The sequence below is a fragment of the Nocardioides mangrovi genome (assembly GCF_020073815.1).
Lineage (GTDB): Bacteria > Actinomycetota > Actinomycetes > Propionibacteriales > Nocardioidaceae > Nocardioides > Nocardioides mangrovi.
In genome coordinates, this window is the sequence record NZ_JAIQZJ010000011.1 from 1 (window position 1) to 24,230 (window position 24,230).

Annotated in this window: 22 protein-coding genes; 9 read left to right on the forward strand and 13 right to left on the reverse strand. The window is 71.9% G+C overall.

The features are described from left to right. Positions 1–132: integrase core domain-containing protein (locus K8U61_RS16880; protein WP_224124405.1), on the forward strand; the 132-nt coding region annotated here is incomplete at its 5' end. Here the strand turns inward: K8U61_RS16880 and K8U61_RS16885 are convergent. The 4 genes from K8U61_RS16885 to K8U61_RS16900 all read right to left on the reverse strand — a co-directional run bounded on the left by K8U61_RS16885 (position 129) and on the right by K8U61_RS16900 (position 3,921). Next, on the reverse strand, positions 129–602 hold the full coding sequence (locus tag K8U61_RS16885) for an FxsA family protein (RefSeq protein WP_224124213.1): 474 nt from the start codon (positions 600–602) through the stop codon (positions 129–131). The genes K8U61_RS16880 and K8U61_RS16885 overlap by 4 nt on opposite strands. Before the next feature lie 7 nt (positions 603–609). Beyond that, positions 610–1,368: a polyprenol monophosphomannose synthase gene (locus K8U61_RS16890; protein ID WP_224124214.1), complete on the reverse strand. Its 759-nt coding sequence runs from the start codon at positions 1,366–1,368 to the stop codon at positions 610–612. Beyond that, entirely contained in the window at positions 1,365–2,936 is a 1,572-nt protein-coding gene (gene lnt / locus K8U61_RS16895; RefSeq protein ID WP_224124215.1) for an apolipoprotein N-acyltransferase, read from the reverse strand. Before lnt ends, K8U61_RS16890 begins: the two co-directional genes overlap by 4 nt. A gap of 373 nt (positions 2,937–3,309) precedes the next feature. Then, positions 3,310–3,921 carry a TetR/AcrR family transcriptional regulator gene (locus tag K8U61_RS16900; RefSeq protein WP_224124216.1) on the reverse strand — a complete coding sequence of 204 codons (612 nt, stop codon included), beginning with the start codon at positions 3,919–3,921 and terminating at the stop codon, positions 3,310–3,312. An 88-nt stretch (positions 3,922–4,009) separates the two neighbouring features. Here K8U61_RS16900 and K8U61_RS16905 point away from each other — a divergent pair, with 88 nt between their 5' ends. From K8U61_RS16905 to K8U61_RS16925, 5 genes are all read left to right on the forward strand, one after another. Continuing rightward, positions 4,010–4,756, forward strand: a complete 747-nt coding sequence (locus tag K8U61_RS16905) for an enoyl-CoA hydratase/isomerase family protein (protein WP_224124217.1) — start codon at positions 4,010–4,012, stop codon at positions 4,754–4,756. Beyond that, complete coding sequence (locus K8U61_RS16910) at positions 4,749–6,167, forward strand: AMP-binding protein (protein ID WP_224124218.1); 1,419 nt, start codon at positions 4,749–4,751, stop codon at positions 6,165–6,167. Before K8U61_RS16905 ends, K8U61_RS16910 begins: the two co-directional genes overlap by 8 nt. Continuing rightward, positions 6,167–7,768: an amidohydrolase gene (locus tag K8U61_RS16915; RefSeq protein WP_224124219.1), complete on the forward strand. Its 1,602-nt coding sequence runs from the start codon at positions 6,167–6,169 to the stop codon at positions 7,766–7,768. Before K8U61_RS16910 ends, K8U61_RS16915 begins: the two co-directional genes overlap by 1 nt. After that, complete coding sequence (locus tag K8U61_RS16920) at positions 7,765–8,358, forward strand: GNAT family N-acetyltransferase (protein WP_224124220.1); 594 nt, start codon at positions 7,765–7,767, stop codon at positions 8,356–8,358. The genes K8U61_RS16915 and K8U61_RS16920 overlap by 4 nt, the downstream gene beginning before the upstream one ends. Positions 8,359–8,419: 61 nt before the next feature. Next, on the forward strand, positions 8,420–9,886 hold the full coding sequence (locus K8U61_RS16925; RefSeq protein ID WP_224124221.1) for a KamA family radical SAM protein: 1,467 nt from the start codon (positions 8,420–8,422) through the stop codon (positions 9,884–9,886). Positions 9,887–10,029: 143 nt separating this feature from the next. Here K8U61_RS16925 and K8U61_RS16930 read toward each other — a convergent pair whose 3' ends face one another. Next, positions 10,030–10,482, reverse strand: coding sequence for an Lrp/AsnC family transcriptional regulator (locus tag K8U61_RS16930; protein WP_224124222.1), 453 nt, complete (start codon positions 10,480–10,482; stop codon positions 10,030–10,032). 79 nt (positions 10,483–10,561) lie between these two features. Between K8U61_RS16930 and K8U61_RS16935 the strand changes: the two genes are divergently transcribed. The 3 genes from K8U61_RS16935 to K8U61_RS16945 all read left to right on the forward strand — a co-directional run bounded on the left by K8U61_RS16935 (position 10,562) and on the right by K8U61_RS16945 (position 15,737). Next, positions 10,562–11,464, forward strand: a complete 903-nt coding sequence (locus K8U61_RS16935) for a 5'-3' exonuclease (RefSeq protein WP_224124406.1) — start codon at positions 10,562–10,564, stop codon at positions 11,462–11,464. A gap of 222 nt (positions 11,465–11,686) precedes the next feature. Beyond that, positions 11,687–15,016: a S8 family serine peptidase gene (locus K8U61_RS16940; RefSeq protein WP_224124223.1), complete on the forward strand. Its 3,330-nt coding sequence runs from the start codon at positions 11,687–11,689 to the stop codon at positions 15,014–15,016. Positions 15,017–15,056: 40 nt separating this feature from the next. After that, positions 15,057–15,737 carry an SDR family oxidoreductase gene (locus K8U61_RS16945; RefSeq protein WP_224124224.1) on the forward strand — a complete coding sequence of 227 codons (681 nt, stop codon included), beginning with the start codon at positions 15,057–15,059 and terminating at the stop codon, positions 15,735–15,737. Here the strand turns inward: K8U61_RS16945 and K8U61_RS16950 are convergent. The 8 genes from K8U61_RS16950 to K8U61_RS25545 form a co-directional block, all read right to left on the reverse strand. Beyond that, on the reverse strand, positions 15,710–18,520 hold the full coding sequence (locus K8U61_RS16950) for a DEAD/DEAH box helicase (RefSeq protein ID WP_224124225.1): 2,811 nt from the start codon (positions 18,518–18,520) through the stop codon (positions 15,710–15,712). The genes K8U61_RS16945 and K8U61_RS16950 overlap by 28 nt on opposite strands. Before the next feature lie 34 nt (positions 18,521–18,554). Further along, complete coding sequence (locus K8U61_RS16955; RefSeq protein WP_224124226.1) at positions 18,555–19,436, reverse strand: diacylglycerol kinase; 882 nt, start codon at positions 19,434–19,436, stop codon at positions 18,555–18,557. 111 nt (positions 19,437–19,547) lie between these two features. Continuing rightward, complete coding sequence (locus tag K8U61_RS16960; protein WP_224124227.1) at positions 19,548–19,955, reverse strand: hypothetical protein; 408 nt, start codon at positions 19,953–19,955, stop codon at positions 19,548–19,550. Then, positions 19,952–20,794 (reverse strand): twin-arginine translocase subunit TatC, encoded by an 843-nt coding sequence (gene tatC, locus K8U61_RS16965; RefSeq protein ID WP_224124228.1) that lies wholly within the window; start codon positions 20,792–20,794, stop codon positions 19,952–19,954. The genes K8U61_RS16960 and tatC overlap by 4 nt, the downstream gene beginning before the upstream one ends. Before the next feature lie 10 nt (positions 20,795–20,804). After that, a complete protein-coding gene (gene tatA / locus K8U61_RS16970) occupies positions 20,805–21,110 on the reverse strand; it encodes a Sec-independent protein translocase subunit TatA (protein ID WP_224124229.1) in 306 nt (101 codons plus the stop codon). 65 nt (positions 21,111–21,175) lie between these two features. Next, on the reverse strand, positions 21,176–22,177 hold the full coding sequence (locus K8U61_RS25540; protein WP_224124230.1) for a helix-turn-helix transcriptional regulator: 1,002 nt from the start codon (positions 22,175–22,177) through the stop codon (positions 21,176–21,178). Continuing rightward, positions 22,174–23,145, reverse strand: coding sequence for a helix-turn-helix transcriptional regulator (locus tag K8U61_RS16980; RefSeq protein ID WP_224124231.1), 972 nt, complete (start codon positions 23,143–23,145; stop codon positions 22,174–22,176). Before K8U61_RS16980 ends, K8U61_RS25540 begins: the two co-directional genes overlap by 4 nt. A 57-nt stretch (positions 23,146–23,202) precedes the next feature. Next, on the reverse strand, positions 23,203–24,144 hold the full coding sequence (locus K8U61_RS25545; RefSeq protein ID WP_224124232.1) for an FKBP-type peptidyl-prolyl cis-trans isomerase: 942 nt from the start codon (positions 24,142–24,144) through the stop codon (positions 23,203–23,205). Between the last annotated feature and the right edge of the window lie 86 nt (positions 24,145–24,230).

Sequence of the window (24,230 nt, forward strand, 5' to 3'; positions counted from 1 at the left end):
CTCTCCGACGAGGCCCGCGCAGCGACCTACGCCGCCTGGCTCCACTTCTACAATCACCACCGACCCCATACCGGCATCGGAGGCCTCACTCCCGCCGACCGCGTTCACAACGTCACGGGGAACTACAACTAGTCGTCGTCGACGACCTCGCCCCGGACCACGGGGCCCGGTCCGGATTCCGGACCGCGGCCCTGGGTGCCGGGGCGAGTCACGTTCACGACCAGTCGCCGCGCCACGAAGGCCGACAGGAGCCGGCGGAAGAACGGCCGCGTGAACGGCAGGATCAGCAGGATCCCGAACACGTCGGTCACGAAGCCCGGCGCCAGCATCAGCGCCCCGCCGAAGAGGATGAGCGCGCCGTCGGCGAGCTCCGTCGCCGGCATCCGGCCCTGCTCGACGGCCTCCCGCAGCGTCCGCCAGGCGCGGGCGCCCTCGCGGCGCATCAGCCAGGTCCCCAGGAGCGCGTCGGCGACGAGCAGGAGGATCGTCCACCCCGCGCCGATCACCTGCCCGACCTGGACGAGCACGTAGATCTCGACCAGCGGCACCACGATGAAGAGCACGAACAGCAGGGCCCGCACCGCCGGCGTACGCCGTCTCATCGGCAGCTCACCCGCGCAGCTTCCGGCGCAGCTGCGCGGTGCGCTCGCGCACGCCCCAGCGGGTGATCCGGCGCAGTGACTCGGCGGCCACGGCTCCGCTCATCTTCGAGTCGCCGCGGACCCGCTCGACGAACTCGATCGGGACCTCCCGCACGGTCAGGCCGGCGGCCAGCGCGCGGGTCACCATGTCGGTCTGGAAGACGTAGCCGGTGGACTCGACGGACTCGAGGTCGATCTTCTCGAGCGTCGCGCGCCGGAAGAGGCGGAAGCCGGCCGTCGCGTCGCGCACCTGGACGCCGAGCAGCAGCCGCACGTAGAGGTTGCCGCCCCGTGAGAGCAGCTCGCGGCGCAGCGGCCAGTTGACCACCGAGCCGCCGGGCACCCACCGCGAGCCGATGACCAGGTCGGCGTCGTGGAGTGCGTCGAGGAGGCGGCCCAGCTGCTCGGGCTGGTGCGAGCCGTCGGCGTCCATCTCGCCGATCACGTCGTAGCCGGCGGCGAGGGCGACAGAGAAGCCGTGCAGGTAGGCCGCGCCGAGGCCGGCCTTCGTGGTCCGGTGGACCACCTGGACGGCGGGGTCGGCGGCCGCCAGGTCGTCGGCGATCGCACCGGTGCCGTCCGGCGACCCGTCGTCGACGACGAGGACGTCGACGTCGGGCTGCGTGACGCGCAACCGCCCGACGATCCACGGGAGGTTCTCCGCCTCGTTGTAGGTCGGGACGACCATCACGATGCGACCGAGGTCCTCGGTGCCACCGGTCCTCACGCGGGCTGTCCTCCAGTCTCCAGGGCACTCTCCCGATCGCGGTGCGGGTCGTTCGTCGACTCGTCCGGCCGACGCGTCTGGTGCTCCCTCCGACGATACGGGACCAGGGCCAGCACGAGGCCGAGAAGGGTGAGCCCGAGGAGCACCCGACCGGGCCAGGGGCCCATCCAGACGGCCGGCGTGGTCGCGGAGATCAGCTGCACGTCGCCCGCGACGTAGGTCTTGGTGCGCTGGCCGGCCTCCGCCTCGACGTGGCCGTCGGGCGCGACGATGCCGGTGATGCCGTTGGTCGACGCGACCACGAGCCACCGGCCGGCCTCCTGGGCGCGGAGCCGGGTGATCGCGAACTGCTGCTCGACCTGGTCGGTGTGGATGAAGGTCGCGTTGCTGGTCTGCACCGTCAGCAGCTCGGCGCCGCGGTCGACCTGGGCGAAGATGCCGTCGTCGTAGGCCACGTCGAAGCAGATCGCGTCGGCGACCGGGACGCCGGCGATCCGCAGCGGCTCGCTGCGCGTGCCGCTGAGCATGTCGCGCGGGATGTCGGCGAGCCGGCCGAACTGGCGGCTGAAGAACTTCCGGCCGGGGATGTACTCGCCGTACGGGACGGGGTGGCGCTTGGTGTAGCGGTCGCCCGCGCCGGTGACCGGGTCCCAGACGATGCCCTGGTTGAGGACGTGGTCCGGGCCGGCGTCGACGATCGCGCCGACGAGGATCGGGACGCCGATGGCGTGGCTGGCGGTCCAGATCGCGCTGTTGGTCTGCTGGTCACGGAAGGGGTCGACGGCGGTGGAGTTCTCCGGCCAGACGACGAAGTCCGGCTCGGGCTGGTCGCCGGCGGCGACGTCGGCGGCGAGGTCCTGGGTCACGTCGACCTGGTTCTGGGTGACCTGGCGGTAGTCGTAGAGGATGTCGTCGCCGTTGCCCGGGACGTCGCCCTGGACGGCGACGACCCGGATCGCGCCCTCCTCGTCCTCGGCGGACGGCTGCCACGGGACGAGCGACGGGAGCAGGCTCAGCGCGACCAGCGCCACCAGCACGATCGCGGCGGTCCGACGCTCGCGCCCGCGGGCGACGACCACCCACGCCAGCAGGGTGCCGCTCAGCGCCATCAGGAAGCTGACGCCCACGGCGCTGACGTAGGGCAGCGCGTCGGAGACCGGGGTGTCGACGGTGGCGAACGCCAGCCGGCCCCACGGCATCCCGCTGAACGGCCAGCCACTTCGCCACACCTCGACGGCCACCCAGGCGGCGGCGGTCCACAGCGGCCACCACCGGTGCCGGCAGAGCACCGCGGTCAGGGAGCCCAGCAGTGCGAGGAACGCGGCCTCGGCGGTCGCCAGTGCGATCCACGCATCGGTGCCCACGGCTCGCATCCAGTAGATGAGCACGAACTGGAAGCCGATGCCGAAGGCCAGGCCGGGCAGCCAGGCCGAGCGTGCCCGCAGCCCGCGGACGCTCAGCACGAAGCCGGCGACTGCGAACGGCACGACCACGGGCAGCGTCACCGGCTCGAAGGCGAGCGAGAGCAGGACGCCGCAGCCGAGGGCAGCGAGGAGGCGGAGCGGCACGAGAAGAAAGGTACCGATCCCGCGGTCAGCGGGATCGGCGCACGCCCCTCCGGAAGGGGTCCCGCACCCTTCGGTCCAACCCGGAGACCGCCTGGCTGCCGGTGCCGTGGTTGTTGTCTAGGGGACGCGGGTCCCTTCCGTGTCCGCCCTCGTGGCGCGCACCGGGCCCGGCGTCCTGGACGGAGTGGTGGTTGGCACCCCACCCTCCGACCCGGCCCCCGGAGGTCGGTCCGCCGCCCACGATCTGCATGAACGGACGGCGGCCACACTGGAATGAGAGCCAGGTCACTGTCAACCTGCCACTGACCTGCACCGATGCGCATCGGTGCAGGTCAGCGGCTCGCAGAGTCATCCGAACGGATGAGGAAAATTCTCACCCGCGCGGCGTGTCGCGGACGACACGCCGGGGCCGCGCGCCGACGAGGCGCAGCGCGAGGACGGCGTACTCACCCGCGACCTCGTCCGGCCCGAGCGGCCCCCGGGGCGTCCACCAGCGGGCGACGCCGCTGCACATCTCCAGCAGGGCCCGCCGCGTGAGGGCGGGATCGGTCATCGTGAAGGAGCCCGCGGCGGCCCCGTCCTCGAGGACGCGCTGCCAGGCGGCCTCGTAGCGGTCGCGAAGGGCGACGACCTCGCGACGTGCCTCCGTCGAGAGGACCCGTACCTCGTCGTCGACGACCCGGGTCTGGTCCGGCGCCAGCGCGTGGGTGGTGACGTGGAGGCCGACGAGGTCGACGAGCCGGTCGCGTGGCGTACGCCGGAGGTCGGCGGCGATCCCCTCCCCCTTCTCGACCAGCTCGCCGAGACTGGCGCGCATGATCGCGACGAGCAGGTCCTCCTTGGTGCCCATGTAGTGGTAGAGCGAGGCAGAGGAGAGCCCCGCTGCGTCGGCGAGCTGCCGGATGCCGGTGCCGTGGTAGCCGCGCTCGGCGAAGAGCGTGAGTGCGGCCGCGTGCAGGCGCTCTCCCGTGGACTGCGTGGCCACTTGACCCTCTCTCCGTGGACGACCTACGGTGCCGATGATGCCCGATCGATCGATCGATCGGTAGGCCCGGCACCGAAGGAGTCCTCCCGTGGAGGTCGAGTACGCCCGCGACGGCGACGTCGCCCTGATCCACCTCAACCGGCCCGAGCGGCTCAACGCCGTCACCGTCGGCCTGACCTCCGGCCTGGTCGACGCGCTCGAGCGCGCGATCGCCGAGGGCGTCCGGGTGGTCGTGCTCGCCGGCCGGGGCCGCGCCTTCTGCGCCGGCCACGACCTCAAGGAGCCGGAGCCGGTCGAGACGCCGGTCGAGACCCGGGAGCGGCTCGAGGAGATCCAGGACGTGACCCGACTGGTCCGCCGCTTCCCCGGTCCGGTCGTGGCGGCGGTGCACGGCTACGCGCTGGGCGCCGGCTGCGAGTTCGCACTCTGCTGCGACGTGGTCGTGGCCGCCGAGGACGCGCAGTTCGGCTTCCCCGAGGTCGGCGTCGGCCTCTCGGTGACCGGCGGCATCTCGAAGCTGCTGCCGCAGCTGGTCGGCTGGGCGAAGGCCAAGGAGCTGCTGCTCCTCGGCGACCGGGTGACCGGCGCCGAGGCCGAGCGCCTCGGGCTGGTCGCGCGCGCCGTACCTGCCGGGGAGCACGAGTCGACCGCGCTGGAGCTCGCGCACCGGCTGGCCGAGCGGCCGGCACTCGCGCTGAGCCTGGCCAAGCAGGTCCTCGACCACGGACTCGACGCCACGCTCGAGGGTGCGATGCTGCGCGAGGTGGACCACGCGATCCTGACCTCGCTGTCCGGTGAGAACGACGCTCCCAAGGAGGCCTTCAACCGTGGCTGAGCGCAGCCTCGTCTCGCTCCTGGTCTGGGCCGAGGAGCGCTGGCCCGAGCGGCCGGCGTGGACGTTCGTCGCGCCCGACGGCGGCGAGCGCACGCTGACCTTCGGCCAGGTTGGTGACCAATCCTCCGCGCTCGCCCAGGCGCTGCGGGACCGCGGCGTCGGCCCGGGCGACCGGGTCGCGGTCATGCTCGACAACCGGCTCGAGCACCCGCTGCTGTGGTTCGCGCTGGCCCGCCTGGGCGCTGCGATGGTGCCGCTGAACGTGAAGTACCGCTCCGTCGACGCGCAGCACCTCGTCGATGACGCCGGTGTCCGTCTCGCGATCACCTCTCCGGCGTACGCCGACCTGCTGCGGGGACTCTCCCCCGCCCCCGAGGTCGTGCTCGTCGAGGACCTGGAGCCCGCCGGCGACTTCGAGCAGCACGAGGTGGACGCGGCCGCGGTCGTGAACGTGCAGTACACGTCCGGGACGACCGGTCGGCCCAAGGGCTGCCTGCTCTCGCACCGCTACTGGACCACGCTCGGGCGCAGCCTGACCGAGGAATTCCCGCGGATCGGCCCGGACGACGTGCTGCTGACCGCCCAGCCCTTCTTCTACCTCGACCCGATGTGGAACGTCGTGACCGCGCTGATGGCCGGCGCCCACCTCGTCGCGCTCGACGGCTTCCACCCCTCCACCTTCTGGGAGCAGGTCCGGCGCCACGAGGTCACCTACTTCTACTGCCTGGCCGCGATGCCGACGCTGCTCCTCAAGATGCCCACCGACGAGCGCGACCGCGACCACCGGGTGCGGGCCGTGCAGTGCTCGGCGATCCCGCCGGCGCTGCACGCGGAGCTCGAGGAGCGGTGGGGCGTGCCGTGGTTCGAGGCGTTCGGGATGACCGAGACGGGCGCGGACCTCCGGGTCACACCCGAGGACCACGACGCGCTCGTCGGCTCCGGCTGCCTGGGGCGCCCGGCCGCGCACCGGGAGGTGCGGCTCGACGAGGACAGCCAGATGTGGCTGCGCGGCCCCGGGATGATGGACGGCTACCTCGGCCGGCCCTCGCCCTTCTCGGACGGGTGGTTCCCGACCGGCGACCTCGCACGCCTCGACGACGAGGGCCGCGTCTACCTGGTCGGCCGGCTCAAGGACATGATCCGGCGCAGCGGGGAGAACATCGCCGCCCGCGAGGTCGAGGAGGTGCTGCTCGCGCACCCCGCCGTGCGACTCGCCGCCGTCGTCGGCGTCCCGGACGAGATCCGTGGCGAGGAGGTCAAGGCGTACGTCGTCGCCCCCGACGCCTCGCCCGAGGTGCTCGCGGCCTGGTGCGGCGAGCGGCTCGCGTCCTTCAAGGTGCCCAGCCAGTGGGAGTTCCGCGACGACCTGCCGCTGACCGCGTCCCACCGCGTGGAGAAGAGCAAGCTCTGATGAAGGCCGACCTCGTCCTCACCAACGCCCGCGTCCGCACGCTCGTCGGCGACCAGGTCGCCCCGGCCGTCGCGATCTGGCGCGACCGGATCGTCGCGCTCGAGGACGTGCCGGCCCACCGCACGGTCGACCTCGACGGCGCGGTGGTCACCCCGGGCTTCCACGACGCGCACAACCACATGGCGTGGTACGGCCTGTCGTTGAGCGAGGTCGACCTGCGGGTGCCCAGCCTCGAGGCGCTGTACGACGCCGTCGCCGAGCGCGCGGCCGAGGCGCCGGAGGGCGAGTGGATCGTCGGGGCGGGCTACGACGAGAACAAGCTCGGCGGCCACCCGGACCGCGACGCGCTCGACCGCGCGGCGCCCGGCCGCAAGGTGTGGCTCAAGCACACCTCCGGCCACATGTGCCTGGTCAACGGCCCGCTGCTGGCCGAGCTCGGCATCGCCGACGCGCCGGTCGACGTCCCCGGCGGCCTGGTCGTCGTCGACGCGGCCGGGCGGCCGACCGGGCTCCTCCAGGAGCAGGCCCAGCAGCTGCTCAACCGGCTGGTGCTCCCCTACCCCGTCGCCACCCTGGTCGACGCGATCGAGCGGGCCGGCCGGGTCTACCTCTCCCAGGGCATCACGTCGGTCACCGAGGCCGGGGTCGGCGGCGGGTGGATCGGCAAGTCGCCGGTCGAGGTCGCGGCCTACCAGCTCGCGCGGGACTCCGGTCGGCTCCCGGTGCGGGTCGAGCTGATGGTCGCGGCCGACGTGCTGCACCCCGTGCCCGCCCACGAGACCGACGGGATGCCCCTCGGCCTCGACCTGGGCATCCGCACCGGGCTCGGCGACGACCGGCTGCGCCTCGGACCGGTGAAGGTCTTCAGCGACGGATCGCTGATCGGGCACACCTGCGCGATGACCGAGGACTTCGCGGACACCCCCGGCGAGCGCGGCTTCCTGCAGGACTCCGCCGACGCGCTCCGCACCCGGATCGTCGACGCCCACCGGTCCGGCTGGCGGGTCGCCGCGCACGCGATCGGCGACGCCGCGATCGACCTCGTCCTCGACGCCGTCGATGAGGCGCAGCGGCGCTGGCCGCGCACCGACGTACGGCACCGGATCGAGCACTTCGGCGTCTCCCGGCCCGACCAGGTCGCCCGGGCGGCCGCGCTCGGCGTCGTCCCGGTCCCGCAGGGGCGGTTCGTCGGGGAGATCGGCGACGGGATGCTGCGGGCGCTCGGTCCCGAGCGCGCCGGGTGGGCCTACCGCTACCGCTCGCTGCTCGACGCCGGCATCACGCCGCCCGGCAGCTCCGACCGGCCGGTCGTCGACGGCGCCCCGCTGCGCGGTCTCCACGACATGGTCAACCGGCGCACCGACGGCGGGCTGCCCTGCGGTCCCGAGGAGGCGATCAGCGGTCTCGAGGCGCTCACGGCGTACACGCTCGGGTCGGCGTACGCCTCCCACGCGGAGCGCGACCGCGGCACCGTCGAGGTGGGCAAGTACGCCGACCTGGCCGTGCTGTCCGACGACCCGGCGACCGTCGACCCGGCGTCGATCCGCGACATCGAGGTGCTCTCGACGGTGCTGGCCGGAGAGGTGGTGTGGGAGCGATGAGGCTGGTCGAGGCCGACGAGCTGGCCCCCACCGAGATCGCCGCCGTGGAGCGGATCTACCGCGACGCCTTCCCCCAGGAGCTGCTCGCGCCGTTCCCGGACCTCTTCGCCGACCGGATGCTGGTCCTCCTCGACGAGGACGGTCCGGCCGGGCTGGCCCTGGTGCGCGACCTCGCCGGCACCACCTGGACCTTCCTGCGCTACTACGCCGTCGGCCGCCGCGGCCGCGGGACCGGCTCGGCCATGTGGGGCGAGCTGACCCGGCTGCTGACCGAGGAGGGCCGCACCCGGCTCGTGTGGGACGTCGAGGATCCCGACGAGGAGGGGATCCCGGACGAGTCCGTGGTCGAGCACCGGCGCCGGATCGTCTTCTACGAGCGGCTCGGCGGGCGCCTGCTGCCGGTGCACGAGTACCACCCGCCGCACGACGACGGGCACGAGCCCCAGCTGCGGCTGATGGACGTCCCGCTCGGTGCCGGCGACCGGGCCGGGCTGCGCGAGCTGGTCGAGGGGGTCTACTGGCTGCGGTACGGCGCCGACCCCGATCACCCGAGCGTGCGCCGGACGTTACTGGCCAGCAACTTGATCTGAACAGAAGAACATGCGGCGAGTGAGTTGATCCGCCGGAAGATGTTCGCCTACCCTCGTCGGCATGAGCATCGAGACGAGCATCGCCTCCCTGGTCGAGGACCACACCGGTCAGCCCTACCCCTACCGTCGCGTGGAGCTGGTGGAGCCCGACTGGACCCGGTTCCCCGGGTGGCGCGACGTCACGGTCGAGGAGTGGGAGTCGGTGCAGTGGCAGCGCGCCCACTGCGTCAAGAACGTCAAGCAGCTCCGTGAGCTGATGGGCGACCTGCTCGACGAGCGGTTCTACGCCGACCTCGAGCGCGACCAGGCCGAGCGGGCCACGATGTCGATGCTCGTGCCGCCGCAGATGATGAACACGATGCTGCCGACCTCGGTGCCGGGCGGCCCGGGCTCGCTCACCGAGGCGTTCTACGCCGACCCGGTGCGGCACTACATGATCCCGGTCTTCTCCGACCGGCGCACCGACTGGCCCTCGCACCCGCACGCCACCCGAGACTCGCTGCACGAGCACGACATGTGGGTGGCCGAGGGCCTCACCCACCGCTACCCGACCAAGGTGCTCGCCGAGCTGCTGCCGACCTGCCCGCAGTACTGCGGCCACTGCACCCGCATGGACCTCGTCGGCAACTCCACGGCGACCGTCGACAAGCTCAAGTTCCTCGGCAAGCCGAACGACCGGCTCGGCGAGATGCTCGACTACCTGCGTCGTACGCCGCAGGTGCGCGACGTCGTCGTCTCCGGCGGCGACGTGGCCAACATGCCGTGGGCGCGCCTCGAGGACTTCCTCACCCGGCTGCTGGAGATCGAGAACATCCGCGACATCCGACTCGCGACCAAGGCCCTCGTCGGACTCCCCCACCACTGGCTGCAGGACGACGTCCGCGCCGGCATGGAGCGGGTCGCCGGCACCGCGCGTGCCCGCGGCGTCTCGCTCGCGATCCACACCCACGCCAACCACGCCAACTCGATCACCCCGCTCGTGGCGCGCGCGTCGAAGGCGATGCTCGAGGCCGGCGTGCGCGACGTGCGCAACCAGGGCGTGCTGCTCAACGGCGTCAACGCCGACCCGCACGCCCTGCTCGACCTGTGCTTCGCGCTGCTCGACGGCGCCCAGGTCATGCCCTACTACTTCTACATGTGCGACCTGATCCCCTACTCCGAGCACTGGCGGGTCTCGGTCGCCGACGCGCAGCGACTGCAGCACCACATCATGGGCTACCTGCCCGGCTTCGCGACCCCGCGGATCGTCTGCGACGTGCCGTTCGTGGGCAAGCGCTGGGTGCACCAGCTCGCCGACTACGACCACGAGCGCGGCATCTCGTCCTGGACGAAGAACTACCGCACCTCGATCGAGGCGACCGACGCCGACGCGCTGACGAAGACCTACGAGTACTACGACCCGATCCACACCCTCCCCGCCGCCGGCCAGGCCTGGTGGGCCTCCCACGCCGACCTCGACGCCTCCGCGCTGAAGGCGGCCGAGGTCGCCGAGGCGTCGCGCCGTACCGCCGCGCTGCAGGCCTGGTGAGCCGTTCGGCGCTCCCCTGACCTCACCGCCGTCGCCATGGGGATTGGTCACCAACCTGGTGTCTCCGGGCCGATTTCCGGGGGTTGGTGACCAAACCCGCCCCTCTCCGGGGCAGGACGATCAAGGGACCGATCGCGTCCGAATCAGGTGACCGATCGGCCCTCGTACGGCGTGGAGAGGACGATCGTGGTGCGCGTGGAGACGTTGGCGGCGGCTCGGATCCGGGCCAGCAGGTCCTCGAGGTCGGCCGGGGTCGAGACCCGGACCTTGAGGATGTAGGACTCGTCGCCGGCCACCGACCAGCACGACTCGATCTCGGGAACGGCGCGCAGCCGCTCCGGCGAGTCGTCGGGCTGGGAGGGGTCGATCGGGCGGATCGAGATGAAGGCCGTGAGGGGCAGGCCCAGCTGCTCGTGGTCGATGGTCGCGCCGTACCCGCGGATCAGCCCGCGCGACTCCAGGCGCTTGACCCGCTGGTGCACCGCCGACGTCGAAAGTCCGGTCGCCTTGCCCAGATCGGTGAAGGACATCCGGCCGTCGTTGGCGAGCAGCTCGAGGATCTTGCGGTCGGTCGCTTCGAGTTCGGACTGGCTCACGCCGCACAGAGTAGCCGTACGGACGCCCCGCAGCCCGTGATTGGATCGCCCTGTGACCGACTCGCAGACCGGCCGGCTGATGCTGCTCGACAGCGCCTCGATGTACTTCCGGGCCTTCTTCGGGGTGCCGGAGATCCTCGCGCCCGACGGCACGCCGGTCAACGCGGTCCGTGGGTTCCTCGACTTCATCTCGCGGCTGGTCGGCGAGTACCGCCCCAGCGACCTCGTCTGCTGCTGGGACAACGACTGGCGCCCCCAGTGGCGCGTCGACCTGCTCCCGTCGTACAAGGCCCACCGCGTGGTCGCCGAGCGCGCCGACGCCCCCGACGTCGAGGAGGTCCCCGACCCGCTCGAGGTGCAGGTGCCGATCATCATCGACGTCCTCGACGCCTTCGGTCTCTGCCGCAAGGGCGTCGACGGCTACGAGGCGGACGACGTCATCGGCTCCTTCGCCAGCCAGGCCTCCCAGCCGGTCGACGTGGTCACCGGCGACCGCGACCTCTTCCAGCTCGTCGACGACGAGCGCGACGTGCGGGTCCTCTACATCGCCCGCGGAGTCGGCAAGCACGAGCGGGTCACCAACGACTGGGTGCGCGCCAAGTACGCCATCGACGCGGCCCAGTACGCCGACTTCGCCACCCTCCGCGGCGACGCGTCGGACGGGCTGCCCGGTGTCGCCGGGGTCGGGGAGAAGACCGCGGCCACCCTGCTCGGCCGGTTCGGTGACATGGACGGGATCGTCGCCGCGGCCCTCGACCCGGACGGCGAGATGGGGCCCGGTCCGCGCGGCAAGATCAAGGCCGCCGCCGACTACCTCGAGGTCGCCCCGCAGGTCGTCGCCGTCGCGCGCGACCTCGACCTGGGCGCCCCCGACACCCGGCTCCCCCGCGAGCCACGTGACCTCGCGCGCGTCGCCGAGCTCGGCACGAGGTGGGGCATCGAGTCGCCGGTCCAGCGGCTCACCGAGGTGCTCTGCGGCTAGCGCTGCGGCTGGCCGGTCAGCGTGCCGGGCGGCCAGCTGTCGGCCAGCCGTCGGCCAGCCGTCGGTCGGCCGGACGCCGAGAACGCGATCCCCGGTTTTGGGGACGCCGCCGCTCCGACGGCGGTCCTACGTTGCGAAGGCCCCCGTGGCGACCTCGATCGGACGAGGCCTCATCTCTCTCGGGGACGGCTCTCTCAGCCCCGTCGCACGAAGGACGCCGTCATGGACCTACGACACCCTCGCACCTCCGCACGAACGGTCGCCGCCATCTCAGCGGTAGCCCTGGCGGTCGCCACCGCGGCCGCCGCCTCCCCCGCCGGCCCGGCCAGCGCCGCCGGCTCCAAGCCGGACCCGGCGAAGCTCTCGCTCGGCTCCTCCCAACCGATCCTCACCACCTCCGTCGACGGCGACAAGTCGCCGACCAGCGCCCTCGCCGAGACCTCGCCGGGGCTGCGCACCCTCAGCAGCGCCAAGCGGATCCCGGTGATGATCAAGTACGACTACGACAGCGTCGCGAGCTACCGCGGCACGGTCCGCGGCTACCCCGCCACCAGCCCCAGCACCACCGGCAAGCAGCTGACGACCAAGCGCGTCGCGAACGCGAGCTACCTGTCCTACGTGAAGACGCAGGAGCGATCGATCTCCGCCGACGTCGAGGCGGCGGCGCCGTCCGCCCAGATCACCAACAGCTACCGCGTCGTCTACGGCGGCGTGTCCGCGGTCGTCAACGGCAACCAGATCCGCCAAATCCTGCGGGTGCCGGGCGTCGTCGCCGTCCAGCGTGATGCCGTCAAGCAGCCCCTGACGGACTCGAGCGGCACCTTCATCGGCACCCCGGCCGCCTACGCCGCGCTCCACACCACCCGCAACGCCGGCGCCGGCATCCTGCTCGGCAACCTCGACACCGGCGTGTGGCCCGAGCACCCCTCCTTCGCCGACCAGGGCAACCTCCCGGCGTACACGGGCCCGGCGATCCCCTGCAACTTCGGGGACAACCCCCTCACCCCGGCCAACGACCCGTTCGTCTGCAACAACAAGCTCGTCGGCGGCCGCTCCTTCCTGGCCACCTACGACGCGCAGAACGGCACCGGCAGCTACTCGTACCCCGACACCGCCCGGGACGCCGAGGGCCACGGCTCGCACACCGCGTCCACCTCGGCCGGCAACGTCGTGAACAACGTGCAGACCCTCGGCCCGCAGATCGCGCGGATCCTCGGCATGGCGCCCGGCGCCCAGATCGCGGAGTACCGCGTCTGCGGCGGCGCTGCCGGCTGCTACACCTCCGACACGACGGCCGCGACCGAGCAGGCGATCCTCGACGGCGTCGACGTCATCAACTTCTCGATCAGCGGTGGCACCGACCCCATGACCGACCCGACGGAGCTGGCCTTCCTCGACGCGTACGCCGCCGGCGTCTTCGTCGCCGCCTCGGCCGGCAACGACGGGCCGACCGCCGGGACCGCCAACCACCTGAGCCCCTGGGTCACCACGGTGGCGGCCTCCACGCAGCGCCGTGAGTTCGCCTCGACGCTCACCCTGACCGCCGACAACGGCGAGACCTTCACGACCGACGGTGCGACGATCACCGCCGGCGCCGGTCCGCTCCCCGTTGTCGAGGCCGGCGACCCGCCGTACAGCAACCAGCTGTGCCAGACCCCGGCCGCTCCCGGCACCTTCACCGGCAAGATCGTGATCTGCACCCGCGGCGTCAACGCCCGCGTGGAGAAGGGCTACAACGTCCTCCAGGGCGGCGCGGCCGGCATGATCCTGGTCAACCCGACCCTCGCCGACGTCGAGACCGACAACCACTGGCTGCCGGCCATCCACATCCCCGACGGCACCGACCTCCAGGCCTTCATGGGGAGCCACACCGGCGTGACCGGCTCATTCACCGCGGGTGCGGCCCGCAACGGGCAGGGCGACGTCATGGCGGCCTTCTCATCCCGGGGACCCGCCGGTCTCTTCGTCAAGCCGGACATCACCGCGCCGGGCGTCCAGATCCTCGGCGCGATGACGCCGACCCCGGACGAGATCACCGGTGGACCCGCCGGGCAGTACTACCAGGCGATCGCCGGCACCTCCATGTCCTCACCGCACATCGCCGGCGTCGCGATCCTGCTCAAGGCGCTGCACCCGTCGTGGACGCCCGGCCAGATCAAGTCCGCGATGATGACCCAGGCGACGACCGCCGTGGTCAAGGAGGACGAGTCGACCCCGGCCGACCCGTTCGACATGGGTGCCGGACGGATCGCCGTCGCGGCGGCGATGAAGGCGCCGTTGACGATCTCGGACACGGCGGCGGACTTCGCGGCGCTCACCGGTGACCCGTTGCACGCGATCGACCTCAACATCCCGTCGATCAACGCGCCGACGATGCCCGGTCGGGTGACCACGACCCGCACGGTCACGAACGTCACCTCCAGGCCGCTGCGGGTGGTTCCGCGGGCCACGGTGCCGGCCAACACCACGATCCGGTTCCAGCCGTCCTCGCGGTACGTCGCACCGGGGCAGAGCGCCTCGTTCCAGATCACGATCGAGTCGAGCGCTCCGGTCGGGACCCAGCAGTTCGCGCAGATCCGCTTCCAGACCGGCTCCGGCACGGCACACATCCCCGTGGCCTTCGTGCCGAAGCAGGGCGACGTGAGCCTCACCCAGAGCTGCGCGGCGTCCTCGATCAAGCGGAACGCCTCGACGACCTGCACGGTCACGGCGACCAACAACTCGTTCAACGACCAGCAGGTCAGCGTGGCGAGCACGACCAACGACCGGCTGCGGATCACCGGTGCCTCGGGCGCCGCGGTCAGCAACGGCCGGGCGACCGCGTCGGCATCGTTGACCGGTGCCACGCTCGGCGTACCGTCGGTCGACCCGGGTCCGTCGGTGGCGGGCTACCTCCCGCTCGACCTCTTCGGGATCGCGCCGACGCCGATCGGGGACGAGCAGTTCCTCAACTTCAACGTCCCGGCGTTCGTCTACAACGGCCAGAGCTACAGCCAGGTCGGGGTCAACTCCAACGGCTACATCGTGGTCGGCGGCGGTACGTCGGCCGACGACAACTGCTGCGACCTCCCGCCCGGACCCTCGTCGGCACCGCCGAACAACATGCTGGCGCCCTTCTGGACCGACCTCGACGGCACCGGGGCAGCAGGCGTGCTCGCGGGCACGCTGACCGACGGCGTCGACACCTGGCTCGTGATCGAGTGGCGGGTCAACGTGTTCGGCACGACCGACACGCGCACCTTCCAGACGTGGATCGGCGTCAACGGGACGCAGGACATCTCCTACACCTACTCCGCCCCGCAGGCCGACCCGAGCGGTCAGCCCTACCTGGTCGGTGCGGAGAACGCGGCCGGCGAGGGTGACGTGTCGTCGTTCCTGCCGGCCGAGGATCAGGTGGTCACGTCCACCGACCCGGTCCCGGGCGACAGCCTGAGCTACCAGCTCACGGTGCGCGGGATCCGGGTCGGGTCCGGCCGGCTCCACTCCGAGATGACCGCCGACGGCGTCAGCGGCACCACCATCGTCAACACACCGGTGGGGGTGACGCCGTAGCCAGGAGCCTGCGCTTCGTGGTCCCCGTACGGTGGCGGTCATGACCCGTATCGCCATCGTCGGGGGCCACGGCCAGGTGGCCCGCCAGCTCATCCACGACCTGCGCCGGTCCGACCACGACGTCGCGGCGCTCGTCCGCACGGAGGACTACCGCGCGGAGCTCGGGGCCCGGGGCGCCGAGGTACGGCTGCTCGACATCGAGCGGTCGGACCCCGCGGCGTTCGCGGCGGCGTTCGAGGGATGCGCGGCCGTCGTGTTCGCCGCCGGTGGCGGCCCCGACGGCAACATCGAGCGCAAGCGCACCGTCGACCTCGAGGGATCGCTCAAGTCGATCGAGGGTGCCCGCATCGCCGGGGTCCGCCGCTTCGTGCAGGTCTCGGCGATCGGGGTCGACGACCCGCTCCCCGCCGACACCGGGGACGTCTGGCGGGCGTACGTCGAGGCCAAGCGGGACGCTGACGCGGCCCTGCGGGCCAGCGACCTCGACTGGACGATCCTCCGTCCCGGCCGCCTCACCGACGACCCGGCCACGGGGAGGGTGGCGCTCGGGCCGGACGTCGCCCGCGGCGACGTCACCCGCGCCGACGTCGCAGCCGTCCTGGCCGCCGTCCTCGACGCACCGGAGAGCATCGGGCAGCAGTGGGACCTGGTCGGTGGCGAGGTGCCGGTCGCCGAGGCGGTCCGTCGCGCCGCTCAGCCCTCCTCGGCCAGCGACGAGTAGGCCACGACGCCGCGACGCAGCCGGCCGACGACCTCACGCGCCGTCCGCCGCAGCGGCGTGTCGCCGGCGGCGTCCGCGACCTGGCCGGCGAGATCGATGAGCTGCTTCATCCACCGGACGAAGTCGCCGGCGGCGAGGTCGCTGACCATGAGCACGTCGTCGAGGTCGTCGCCCTCGGACCAGCGGTAGGCGACCCAGGCGAATCCGAGGTCGGGCTGGCGCAGGAAGTCGAGCTTGTGGTCGCGCTCGAGCGCATCCAGGCTCCCCCACAGCTTCACCATCTCGCCGACGACGTCGCGGACCGCGCCGCCGGGCAGCCGCGGCGAGCTCGCGTCGTCCGGGCGCCGGGCCTCGAAGACCAGCACGGACAGCACGGCGGCGAGCTCGGAGGGCGACAGGTCGTCCCAGAGGCGGTGCCGGATCGACTCGGCGGCGAGCAGGTCCATCTCGGAGTAGAGCCGCATCAGCCGGCGGCCCTCGTCGGTGATGGTGTCGCCCTCGAGGTAGCCGAGCGCCGTGAGCACGTCGCAGACCCGGTCGAAGAGCCGCGCGACGGTGTTGGTGCGCTGCTCGACCCGGCGCTTGAGCGTCTGGGTGTCGCGGTCGAGCTTGAAGTAGCGCTCGGCCCAGCGGGCGTGGTCCTCCCGGTCGGGGCAGCCGTGGCAGGGGTGCGCCTTGAGCTCGGCGCGGAGCCGGGCGATCTCCTCGTCGACGTGGGTGCGCGGACCGTCGGTACGGCGCGGGGCGGCCTTGCCCGGCGGGGGCGGCGCGAGGTCGTGGGTGCGGGAGCGCAGTGCCGAGGCCAGGTCGCGTCGCATCTGCGGGTTGCGGCCATTGAAGTTCTTCGGGATCTTCAGCCGCGCCAGGGAGACCACGGGTGTCGGGAAGTCGATCATCGCCAGCCGTCGCGCCTGCCGGTCGGCGGTCACGACGTAGGGCCGCGGACCCTCGGCCGACCAGCCCGGGTCGACGACGACGGCGTACCCCGCGAACTTGCCGGTCGGCACCTCGATGACGTCGCCCGGCTTGAGCGCGCGGAGCGACTCGGCCGCCTCCTCGCGCCGGTCGGCCTTGCGGGCTCTGCTGGCGCCCTTCTCGGCCTCGCCGATCCGGCGGCGCAGGTCGGCGTACTCCATGAAGTCGCCCAGGTGGCAGTGGGCGGCCTCCCGGTAGCCGTCGAGGGCGTCCTCGGCCTTGCGGAGCTGCCGGGCGAGCCCGACGACCGCCTTGTCGGCCTGGAACTGAGCGAACGACTGCTCCAGCAGCTCGCGGGACCGCTCGCGGCCGAACTGGTGCACCAGGTTGGCGGCCATGTTGTACGACGGCCGGAAGGACGAGCGGAGCGGGTAGGTGCGGGTGGAGGCGAGGCCGGCGACCTCGCGCGGGTTCATGCCCGGCTGCCAGAGGACGACGCCGTGGCCCTCGACGTCGAGTCCGCGGCGGCCCGCGCGGCCGGTGAGCTGGGTGTACTCCCCCGGCGTGATGGCGGCGTGGGTCTCGCCGTTCCACTTGTCGAGCTTCTCGATCACCACGGTGCGGGCCGGCATGTTGATGCCCAGCGCGAGGGTCTCGGTGGCGAAGACGACCTTGCAGAGCCCGCGACGGAAGAGCTCCTCGACGCACTCCTTGAAGGTCGGCAGCATGCCGGCGTGGTGGGCGGCGACGCCGCGGGTGAGGCCGTCGAGGAAGTCGTGGTAGCCGAGGACGTGCAGGTCGTCGGAGGGCAGGTGGCGACAGCTCTCCTCGACGAACGCATAGATCTCGTCCCGCTCCTCGGGGCTGGTGAGCCGCACCCCGGCGTTGAGGCACTGGGTGACCGCGGCGTCGCAGCCGACCCGGCTGAAGATGAAGACGATCGCGGGCAGCAGCCCCTCGCGGTCGAGCCGGTCGATGACGTCGGGCCGGCTCGGGATCCAGACCCGCCGGCCGTTGCCGACGGCGTGCTTGCTCGTCGCCCGCCGGTTGCGGTCCCGCGGGGACCGCCGGTCGCGCATGCGGGAGCTCGCCCAGTCGTCGCGGGCGACCTTGATCAGCTCGTCGTTGACCGGGGCGCCCTCCTTGGCGAAGCCGGAGGCGGCGTCGACGTCGGAGGAGGCGAACAGGTCGAGGAGCCGGCGGCCCACCATGACGTGCTGGTAGAGCGGGACCGGGCGGCGCTCCTCGACGATCGTGGTGGTGTCACCGCGGACGGTGGCCAGCCACTCGCCGAACTCCTCGGCGTTGGAGACGGTCGCGGACAGCGAGATCACCGAGACCGACTCGGGGAGGTGGATGATGACCTCCTCCCAGACCGCGCCGCGGGAGCGGTCGGCGAGGTAGTGCACCTCGTCCATGATCACGAAGCCGAGGCCCAGCAGGGTGCGGGACCCGGCGTACAGCATGTTGCGGAGGACCTCGGTGGTCATCACGACGATCGGCGCCTCGCCGTTGACGACGTTGTCGCCGGTGAGCAGGCCGACCTCGTCGGGGCCGTAGCGGTCGACGAGGTCGTTGTACTTCTGGTTGGACAGCGCCTTGATCGGGGTCGTGTAGAACGCCTTGCGACCCGTCGCGAGCGCGAGGTGGACCGCGAACTCCCCGACGATCGTCTTGCCCGACCCGGTCGGCGCGGCCACGAGGACGCCGCGGCCCGCCTCGATCTCGCCGCACGCGCGGACCTGGAAGTCGTCGAGCGGGAAGTCGTAGAGGGCGCGGAAGTCCTTGAGGACCGGCGTGTCGCGGTGGGAGCGGTAGGCGGCGTACCGCTCGGCCGGAGACAGCTCTTGCTCGTCCGCGGTGCTCATGGGGCCAGCCTAGGTGGCCGCCGTACGCCGGACGTCAGTGCAGCACCGTCAACGCGCCCGGGACGCACTCGACGGTCAGCGGGAGCGCGCCGAAGCGCTCGCCGTCGGCGTAGGAGACGATCCGCGGCGCCGCGACCGTCACCGAGCGGACCCGGTGGTGCTCGTACTGCGGATGGGTGGTGTGGGTGCCCTTGAAGAGCTTGGGATAGGTGCGGATCAGCCCGGGCTTGCTCATCGGCTTGATGATGACGACGTCGAGCATCCCGTCGTCGAGGACGGCGCCCTCGGTGATCCGCAGGCCGCCGCCGAACGACGGCCCGTTGCCGACCGCGACCAGCATCGCCTCGAGCCTGCGCGACTCGCCGTCGAGGTCGAGGGTGTAGGGGATCGGCTCGAAGACCCGCAGCTCGGCGAGGGTGGCGATGTTGTAGCGCATCTGGCCCCGGGGCCAGGTCATCCTGTTGGCGCGCTCGTTGACGATGGCGTCGAAGCCGGCGGCGAGCACGGTGACGTAGTACTTCGTCCCGCTCCGGGCCAGGTCGATGGTGCGGGTGCGACCGGACAGCAGCCGCTCGGCGGCCGCCACGGGGTCCTTGCGCGGCAGGTCGAAGTAGCGGGCGACGTCGTTGCCGGTGCCGGCCGGGATGATCCCGAGGCGGGTGTCGGTGTCCGCCACGGCCTGCACCCCGAGGTGGACCATCCCGTCGCCGCCGGCGATCACCAGCGTCTCGACGCCCTCCGCGACGACCTGCCGGGCGAGATCCAGCGCCTCGTCGGCGTCGCGGCCCTCCAGGTTGCGGACCTGCACCCCCGCGTCCCGCAGCCGGGCCGTCGCCGCGTCCCGCGCCCGCGCGCCCTTGCCCTTCCCCGACGTGGGGTTGGTCAGCAGCGCGATCTCGCGGGTGGTCCCGGTCACGGGAGGACCATAGCCAGCCGCGGCCCGATGGGCCGGGGATTGGTCACCAACCCGGTGTTTTCGGGGCCGCCGGATGGGGTTGGTGACCAATCCCCCACCGATCAGGGCCCGTCAGCGGCCGCTGCCGCCGATCCGGAGACGCACGGAGTAGTGCTCGGCCGAGGCGCCGACGGCGCGGGCCAGCCGGCTGACGGCGTCGAGGACCAGGTCGGCGGTGAAGCCGGTGCCCGGGACGACCAGGGTGAGCCGGCCGCCGTGGTCCACCAGGTGCACCTCCCCGTGGTGCCACGCCTGGTGGGCGCGCAGTCGGACGCCCTCGGGCGCGACCGGGACCGGGTAGGCCGCGTCCACGGCGAGCAGGTCGCAGCCGAGCGAGGCGTCGCCCTCGGCACTGAGCAGTCCGGTGACACCCGGCCCGCTGCGCAGGCCCGACTCGGCCGCCCACGTGACGTCCCGCTCCCCCAGCCACTCGGGCAGCTCGAACGGATCGACCGCGGCGTACGACGACTCAGCCGTCACAGGGGCGAGACCTCGTCGTCGCCCCAGTTGTCGGTGGACGCCGACCCGCGCCCTCGCCGACGGTCGATGAGCCGGGCGATCACCTCGGCGATGAGGAAGAGGACCAGCATGGGGATCGCGAGCACGAGCATCGAGAACGGATCCGTCGACGGGGTCGCCACGGCCGCGAAGACGAACACGCCGATGATGATCCACGGCCGGTACTTGCCCAGCGCCTTCCCGGAGACCACCCCCGCGAGGTTGAGCATGATGACGAAGAGCGGGATCTCGAACGCGATGCCGAAGACCAGGAACATGCGCGTCAGGAACGAGAAGAACTTCTCGAAGTCGACCAGGTTCGTCGCGTCAGCGGGCGTGAAGCCGATCAGCACCTCGAGCGCCTTGGGCATCACGTAGTAGGCCAGGGCGACCCCGGCGAAGAACAACGGCCCCGCGAATCCGACGAAGATGCGGGTCCACTTCTTCTCCTGCGGGTGCAGCCCGGGCAGGATGAACGCCCAGATCTGGTAGAGCCAGTAGGGGCTGCAGATGATGATCGCCACGATCCCGCAGAGCTTCAGCTGCAGCATCAGCGGACCGGTGACGTCGCTGACGACGATCTCGGACTGGACCGAGCCGTTCAGCCGCTGCACCGCGTCGTCGTAGGGGACGCGGATCAGGTCGGCGAGCTGGTCGTAGAAGAAGAGCGCGACCGAGAAGACGACGATGAGCAGCAGCACCGAGCGCATCAGGCGCGCGCGCAGCTCCCGGAAGTGGTCGGAGAGCGCCATCCGCCCATCGGCACCGACCGGGTGCTGTGGACGGCTGGAGAAGAGGTCGAAGAATCCGGCGAAGGCCACCGTCGGACGGTCAGGCGCTGTCGCCGCGCTGCAGGCGCTCGCGCTCGGCGTCGAGCTCGGCCTGGCGGGCGGCCAGGTCGGCCTGCTTGGCCTCCAGCTCGAGCTGCGCCTGGGTCTTGGTGGGGTCGGACGCCGTGGGCTTCACGTCGTCGTCATCGTCCATCAGGCCCTTGGTCTCGGCCTTGAAGATCCGCAGCGCGCGACCGCTGCCCCGAGCCAGGTCCGGGAGCTTGGACGCGCCGAACAGGAGCACGACGACGGCCAGGATGAGCAGCAGCTCAGTCGTACCGAGGCCACCAATGGCAAGGGGGAGCATGTCGATCCTCAAGTCAGAGTTTTCGGGGTGATTTCATCGTACGCCGCGACCAGATCGATCGGCACTCACGTGTACAGACTCAACGTACGGCGTGCCGTCTCGCTGAGCGCGTCGGCGTACTCCCCGGGCGCGACGACCCGGACGTGGGGTGACAAGCGCAACAGCAGCCGCTGCAGCCAGCGCTCGTTGGCGACCACCAGATCGACCTCGAGCCGGCCGCCGCGACGGGACCGGACGGCGTCGACCGGGTAGTACTCGACCACCCAGCGCGCCGCGGGGTCGAGCTCGAGGGTGACCACCGTCGACTCCGGCGAGCGCGGGAAGAGGCCGGTCTCCCCCACCTCCCTGGGCGCCGCCGGCTCGGTCGCGATCGCGCTGTCCAGGACGGTCGCATCCGCGATCCGGTCGAGCCGGAAGAGGCGCGGCGCCTCGGCGCTGTGGCACCAGGCGTCGAGGTAGGTGAAGCCGTGGGCCGAGACGATGCCCCGCGGGTCCACGACCCGCTCGGACTGCTCGTCGCGGGAGGGGACGTAGTAGGTCAACCGGACCTGGCGGCGTTCGTCGGCGGCCCGGCGCAGGTCGCTCTCGAGGCGGAGGAGGTCGACGCCGCCGGGCGGCGCACCGGGGTCGACGTGCGGCACCGGCGGACCGCCGGCCGCCGCCGCCTCGAGCTTCGCGAGGGCCCGGTCGACGATCTCCCGGGTCTCGGCGCCGGCGCTCTCACGGAGCGCGCGCAGCGCCACGATGATCGCCGTCGCCTCGGTCGGAGTCAGGCGCAGCGGCCGGGCGAGGTAGTCGGCGTTCGTGACCCGGATGACGCCGTCCGAGGCCAGCCCGTCCGGACCCTCGAGAGCGTCGAGGTCGACGTCGATGAGGTCGTCCGGGTAGCCGCCAGGCAGGCCGCACATCAGCAGCACCTTCAGGTCGGCGAGGACCTGCTCGGGGGGGATGCCGAGGGTGCGGGCGGCGTCCTCGAGCCGCGCGCTGCCATGGGAGTGCAGGAACGGAACCAGGGTGAGCAGGCGGGCGACCTGGTCCTTGGCGCCCGGTCCGGATGTGGTGCTCACGAGGCGGCCCCGACGGTCGCGCGGAGCCGGCGGACGACCTCGTCGCGCACGGTGGTCGGAGACTCGACGTACACGGCGTCACCGTGGGCGAGCACCTCGTCGGCGACCTCGTCCTCGGCGCGCTGCACGCGGACCCGGTCCCAGCCCGTCGCGGTGTCCGGACCGGCCACGTCGGTGTCCACCGCCGTCGCGTCGCGCCGGAGCGCCAACCCCGCGCCGGAGCGGACGAGCAGGACCGCCTCCCCCGTCGCCGGGGGACGGGCCAGCCGCAGGGCCGTGGCGCGGACGTCGGTGCCGGCCGGGATCTCGTAGGAGCCCGGCTTCCCGTCGCGGCGCGCCTCGCCCTGGATCCGCGAGAGCCGGAAGACCCGCTCCTCGCCGCGGTCGACGTCGTGCCCGACGACGTACCAGCGTCCGGAGTAGCGCACGACGCCCCACGGCTGCAGGTGCCGGGTCGAGGTGCGAGTGGCACCGGAGCGGCGGTAGTCGAACGCGACGGGGACCCGCTCCTGGATGGCCTCCCAGAACACGTCGAACGACGGCTCGTCGGCCGACAGCCGTGGCTCCGCGATGTCGAGGGCGGTCTCGTCGATGGGTACGCCGAGCGCGCTGAGCTTGCGAACGGCCTCGCTGGTGGCGTCGGCGAGCCGGGCGTGCTGCCACACCCGGGTCGCCAGGCCGATCACCGCCGCCTCGTCGGAGGTCAGCGAGATGTCGGGGAGCGCCAGCCGGTCGGGACGGACCCGGTAGCCGGGCTCGTCGTCGAAGTAGGCGTCCATGCTGCCGACCTCGATCGGGACGCCGAGGCTGCGCAGCTCCTCCTTGTCCCGCTCGAACATCTTCTCGAAGGCGTCGTCGCTCATCGCGGGGTAGAGGATCTCCCGGATGCGGTCCTTGGCGACGTAGTGACGCTGGACGAGGAGCATGATCAGCAGGTTGAGCAGGCGTTCGCTCTTCCGGACCGTCATGCCCCCCATCCTGCCGTCTCGGGGGTCGTACGTCGTGCTGCCGGGCCTACTCGGTGCCTACTTCGCCGAGATGATGTCCACCACGAAGTAGAGGGTGCTGTTGGCCGGGATGCCGGACTGCTCCTGCGACCCGTAGCCGAGGTCCGGCGGGATCTGCAGCAGCACCCGGCTGCCGACCTTGAGGCCGTCGAGGCCGTAGGTCCAGCCCTTCACCACGCTCGAGAGACCGAAGGAGATCGGCTTCTGCGAGTAGCTCTCGTCGAAGGGCTTCTTGGCGCCGTACACGGAGCCGAGATAGTTGACCTTCACGGTCGAGTCGGTGGTGACCTTGGCGCCGTTGCCCTCCTTGACGACGCTGCGCAGCAGGTCGCCGTCCGCCTTCGGCTTGTCGACGCCGCTGAAGTCGAGGCCGGTGACCGTGTCACCCTTCTCGATGATCTTCGGCATCTGCGCCTGGGGGACCTCCTTGGGCGTCGGCGGCTGGTACTGCTCCATCAGGTCCACGATGATCAGCACGGTGTCCTTGTTGCCGATGCCGAGGCTGGTGTTGCCGGAGTCGCCGAAGGCGTCCGCGGCCGTCGTCGTGACCGCGACGCGGGATCCGATGGTCTGGCCGAGCACGGCGTCCTTGAAGACGGCGCTCAGGTCGTCGCTGGCCGTGACGGTCTCCGGCTGGCCGTTGTCGTAGTCGCTGTAGGCCTTCTTCTGCGTCGAACCGTTGCCGATCCACAGGTAGGCCTGGATCTGGTCGCCGTCCTTGATCTCGTCGCCGTCGCCGGCGTCGATGACCGTGGTCTCGGTCTTGTCGGTGTCGAGGTCGCCGTCCCACTTGACCTCGGGCTCCTTGCCGGTGTCACCGCTGATGGTGATGCCGTGGAGCGCGTCGGCCGAGCTCGATCCGTCGGAGGACGAGCCGTCGTCGGACCCGCAGGCCACGAGCGTGGAGGCGAGGACGAGCGGAAGCAGGGCGATCGGGAGGCGTCGGAGACGTCGTGACACGGAGCTCAACCTTCGTTCGGGTGCGGGACGTGCTGCGGTTCCAGCGCCGCACACACTAACGGTGGAACCTGAGCGTCGGCTGATCG